The organism is Acinetobacter sp. V2, assembly GCF_001188385.1.
GTDB lineage: Bacteria > Pseudomonadota > Gammaproteobacteria > Pseudomonadales > Moraxellaceae > Acinetobacter > Acinetobacter oleivorans.
On sequence record NZ_JZFB01000002.1, the window covers coordinates 191,835 to 196,479 of the forward strand.

Annotated in this window: 4 protein-coding genes; 1 reads left to right on the plus strand and 3 read right to left on the minus strand. The window is 40.3% G+C overall.

Translation table 11 applies throughout. The annotated features are described in order from the left end of the window. Nucleotides 1-81: 81 nt before the first annotated feature. Nucleotides 82-1,032, minus strand: a complete 951-nt coding sequence (locus UC75_RS09710) for a hypothetical protein (protein WP_005300925.1) — start codon at nucleotides 1,030-1,032, stop codon at nucleotides 82-84. Nucleotides 1,033-1,307: 275 nt separating this feature from the next. Between UC75_RS09710 and UC75_RS09715 the strand changes: the two genes are divergently transcribed. Then, complete coding sequence (locus UC75_RS09715; protein ID WP_049837457.1) at nucleotides 1,308-1,646, plus strand: hypothetical protein; 339 nt, start codon at nucleotides 1,308-1,310, stop codon at nucleotides 1,644-1,646. A gap of 18 nt (nucleotides 1,647-1,664) precedes the next feature. On the opposite strand, the gene UC75_RS09720 is transcribed toward UC75_RS09715, so the two are convergent. Both UC75_RS09720 and UC75_RS20990 read right to left on the minus strand, forming a co-directional pair. Beyond that, complete coding sequence (locus tag UC75_RS09720; RefSeq protein WP_049837458.1) at nucleotides 1,665-2,621, minus strand: cation diffusion facilitator family transporter; 957 nt, start codon at nucleotides 2,619-2,621, stop codon at nucleotides 1,665-1,667. A gap of 131 nt (nucleotides 2,622-2,752) precedes the next feature. Beyond that, nucleotides 2,753-4,645: efflux RND transporter permease subunit (locus tag UC75_RS20990; RefSeq protein ID WP_228137248.1), on the minus strand; the 1,893-nt coding region annotated here is incomplete at its 5' end.

Here is a 4,645-nt window from a genome sequence, read left to right on the forward strand (position 1 = left end):
ATTCTAAAAAGCCACTGCATAACGTCAGTGGCTTTTTTCTTGCCTAAAAAAAGCCAATCAATGATCAGCTTTTACTATGCTCTATGAGCTTGCAATTCCCACTTGTACTTCAAGGCGACCCGACTGTACACGTAGCCCTCTAATTTCAAATTGATCTACCAATTGCTGGACCAATTCTCGACTTTCTCTCAAAATATTCAAACCAGGTAAAATACTGAAATCTGTCAGACTCAAAAGCTTTTCAACCATCCAAGAGCGATTATTAATAAAGTCAATAAATCCTGCCTGCTCTAGGTCAATAAACCACATACGGTGACCATCACGTTGGATACCCGGAATATCACCAATCAAATGATTAATAAGTGATGGAATGGGTAACATATTTACGACTTCAAAACCAACTCGACCAATACGGCGTACAGCCCAGTTTGACAATGTTCCTCCATGACGAATCTGGACATCAAGACTTTCATCCATTTGACGTAAGCGCAAAAACTTTTCCTGCCCAATACGACATTCCAATACTTTAAAATCTAAACTTAAACGGTACATGAAACGATGATAATGCCCATCGATCTCGACTTGGAAACTATCATTGCCACACTTGATTTTAATATCATCAATTTCAGAGCGATCTATGCGCTTACGGATTTGATTATTTAATAACATTTCAGGTAAGTACAACGTTAAGGTACTCTTCCCCAAAAATGTACGTGCCATTATCAATGCGACTTGGCGTGCAGTTTCACTAGTTTCAGACACCATATCTCTTACAGTGCCAGCCGCCAGATTTGTCATTCCAACAACTCCACGTCTGGTGTGGGTAGTTACTTGATCGAGCGCATCTAAAGCCGCATCTGCAACCTCTGCAATATTACGTGTTGTGTCGCTAGCAAACCCAACTGCATCTTGGGCATGTTGCAATGTCTTATGCAGTAATCGACGAGATAATGACGGTTTTGCGGTATCTGGGGTAGCTAAAACCGATGCTGTCGTTGTAGGCTGCGACTTATTGTCATCTTGTTGACCCAAGTCCCTCTCTCCTTTTTATATTTATTCCACGTCCTATTTACGAGTATTTAAGCTCATTTATAGTGCTAATCACACTTCATTTTTCTGTAGATTAGCATGCTCTACAATATTATTTTAATTTTTATGTGTACGGATAAATCATCAGTTTTTTATATTTCTTTGTTTATTCATAAGTAATTTTTTTGCTAACTCATAGCACTTCATCGATATCTTACAAATTTTTTTCTTTTCCGACATTTCCGTTAGAATAGATTCAAACTAAATGTGGAGTTCTCATGCAATATCGTTGCCCTCAATGTCAGAGTGTTAAAATTATGCCTGTAAGCCAAGGCATGAACAGCGTAAAACCAGCAGTTCCAAAAAGTCTTGCTATCTTAATTCCTGCACTTTTTATGCTTTTACTCTTGGTTGTGATTAGCATTTTTATGTGGATTTTTGGCAATGGTGCAGGTAGCAATCTTCAAATTGCAACAGTAGTTGTTTTTGTTGTGACTGTAGGAGCAGGTTTTATGTTTTGGCGTGATTTGCCGGACTTTAAACTGTCTATGCAAGCATTTATGCAGTCACAAAAACATTGGAAATGCCGTGACTGCAATCATGAATGGGAAATTTAAAAAAGTGTTCACATCAGCTTAATGCTGATGTGAATGTTCTTTGTCATTGTCATCATGCTCGTGTGAAATATGTTGAGCAATATGCTGACAATTAATCTCGGCATCGTCTTCAATTTGTAAGGTCACTTCACCAATACCATGTTCATGGGAAAGCATTTCAACAGCATCTTGATAGAGCTTGGTACGATCCGCTTGCGGTGCAAATAAGTGCACTGTTAAATGGATATTTTTAGAAGTAATCGCCCATACTTTAAGTTGGTGAATACTCTCTACACCATTTAAAGAAAGCAGATCTGTACGTAACTTCTCAATATCCACTTCTTCTGGCACGCCTTCGAGCAAAATATTAATACTTTGTTTAAGTAAAACCCATGTTCTTGGTAATACCCAAAAGCCAATCAGTACTGCAATAATCGTATCGACCCAATACCAGTTGGTGAAGTAAATGATGAGTGCCCCGATAATAACGCCGACTGAGCCTAACGCATCACTCAATACCTCTAGATAAGCACCTTTCACATTTAAACTGCTATTGGCACTCGACATGAGAATTTTCATTGAGATGAGATTAATCACCAAACCAATGGTCGCCACAATGAGCATTCCCATACTTTGAATTTCAGGTGGCTTAGAGAAGCGGATATAGGCCTCATATAAAATATAAATTGCCACCACAAAAAGCATGAGTGCATTAAATAAAGCAGCCAGAATTTCAAAGCGTTGATAACCGAAAGTACGTTTATTATCGGCAGGACGTTTGGAAATTTGAATGGCGACCAAAGCAATTGCCAAAGCAGCTGCATCTGTAAACATATGCGCAGCGTCAGAAAGCAATGCCAAACTTTGTGTGATTAAACCTGCAATGACCTCAACAATTAAAAACGTTGTCGTAAGCGCTAAAGCAATCGTTAACTTCTTAGCATTACCTTCAGTCACTACAGCATGACTATGATCATGACCATGATGTCCACCCATTTTGCGGACTCCTTTTTATTTATCTTTATGGTGAGTTAAAGGTAACGATAAAGACACCATTACCTTTAACTCTTTCAAACACTTTTTTGAATTGACTCTATCATCAAAAAAGATATCTCAAATCGATGACATTATGAATGCTCAACACTTTTCGTCTTGCCTTCATTCATCCATCGATAAATGACCGGTAATAAAACCAGCGTTAATATCGTAGATGAAATAATGCCACCGATTACTACAGTTGCCAAAGGTCGCTGTACTTCTGCACCAGTTCCAGTTGCCAAAGCCATTGGAATAAAGCCAAGAGACGCGACACAAGCCGTCATAAGTACAGGTCTTAAACGTAAGATTGCTCCATTCCATGTTGCAGTTTGAATATCAAATTTTTCTCTAAGCTCTTTAATAAAGCTCAGCATCACCAGACCATTCAAAACAGCAACACCCGACAAGGCAATAAACCCGACACCAGCCGACATGGACAGCGGAATATCTCTTAGCCACAGGGCAATAAGACCACCTGACAAAGCAAACGGTACGCCGCTAAACACTAAAAGGCTTTCTTTAACATTATGGAATACAGCCATGAGTAGAATGAAAATCATAGCAAGCGCTAATGGAACAACAATTTTCATTCGGGCAGCAGCTGAAGCTAGATTTTCAAACTGACCGCCATATTCCAACCAATAACCCGCTGGCAGTTGTTCTTTTGCGAGTGTTGTTCTTAATTCTTGAACAAATGATCCTAAGTCACGGCCTTCTACGTTTGCAGTAATAATGACACGGCGCTTACCATTTTCACGTCCCACCTGATTTAAACCTGAGGTACGTTTAACTTTAGCGACATCTTGAAGCTGGATCAGTCCACCATTTGGTAACTGGATCGGAAGTTGGGCTAAGTTTTGGATGGTACGCTGCTGGTCTTCTAGGCGAATTTCAAAATCAAATCGTCTATCGCCTTGTAAAATCTGTCCAACATTTTGTCCACCTACACTTGCTGCCACAATATCTTGAATAGCTTTTGCAGATAATCCGTATTGCGCAGCCAGAGGTCGGTTAATTTCAACACTCAGTACCGGTAAACCGCTCGTTTGTTCTACCTTAACCGCGGTAGCACCTGAAATTTTTTGTACTTTCTGAGCGAGTGCTTGAGCCTGCTCGTTGAGTACTTGCATATCATCACCAAAAACCTTGACACCAATATCACTCCGGATCCCTGAAATTAGCTCATTAAAGCGCAGCTCGATCGGTTGAGAGAACTCACTGTTATTACCGGGTAATGTCGCTAAAAAAGCTTCCATACGTGAACGCAGCTCAGCTAGCGTCTCTTTAGAGTTTGGCCATTGATCATGCGGTTTAAGTAAAATGACCGCATCAGAAATATTTGGCGGCATCACATCAGTTGCAACCTCAGCCGTTCCTGTTCGAGCAAAAACAGCTTTTACCTCTGGAAAGTTTTTCAAAATGAGTTTTTCAGTATTTTCCTGCATTCGCAGTGATTGCTCGAGCCCAGTACTCGGTGAACGCATTTGCTGCAAGGCAAAATCACCTTCGCTGAGTTGCGGTGCAAATTCACTGCCCATTTGGGTAGCTAACACGCCTGTAAGCACTAAAATACTTAATGCAAAACTAACAACCACTATCTTAAGCTGATAAGCCTGATCGAGGATATCTCGGTATTTCTGCTTTAAAAGCAACATCCAACGCGTTTCTTTTTCTTTCACTTCACCTGTAACAAAAAGAGCAACTGCCGCAGGTACAAATGTCACAGAAAGAATCATGGCCCCCAATAATGCCATCACCACAGTCATAGCCATTGGATGGAACATTTTGGCTTCAACACCAGATAAAGCAAAAATAGGTAAATAGACCACTAAAATAATCATTTGCCCAAAAATAAGTGGTCGACGGGCCTGTTTTGCTGCAAGGAAAACTTCTTTGAATCGCTCAGCTCGTGTAAGGGGTCGATGTAAAGCATGCTGTGCTTCTGCTAGACGTCGAATACAGTTTTCTACAATAACAACTGC

Bases quoted from the DNA above. Each gene is read 5' to 3' on its own strand.
- UC75_RS09715 (WP_049837457.1), top strand. From the start codon at position 1,308: ATGCAATATCGTTGCCCTCAATGTCAGAGTGTTAAAATTATGCCTGTA.
- UC75_RS09720 (WP_049837458.1), bottom strand. From the start codon at position 2,621: ATGGGTGGACATCATGGTCATGATCATAGTCATGCTGTAGTGACTGAA.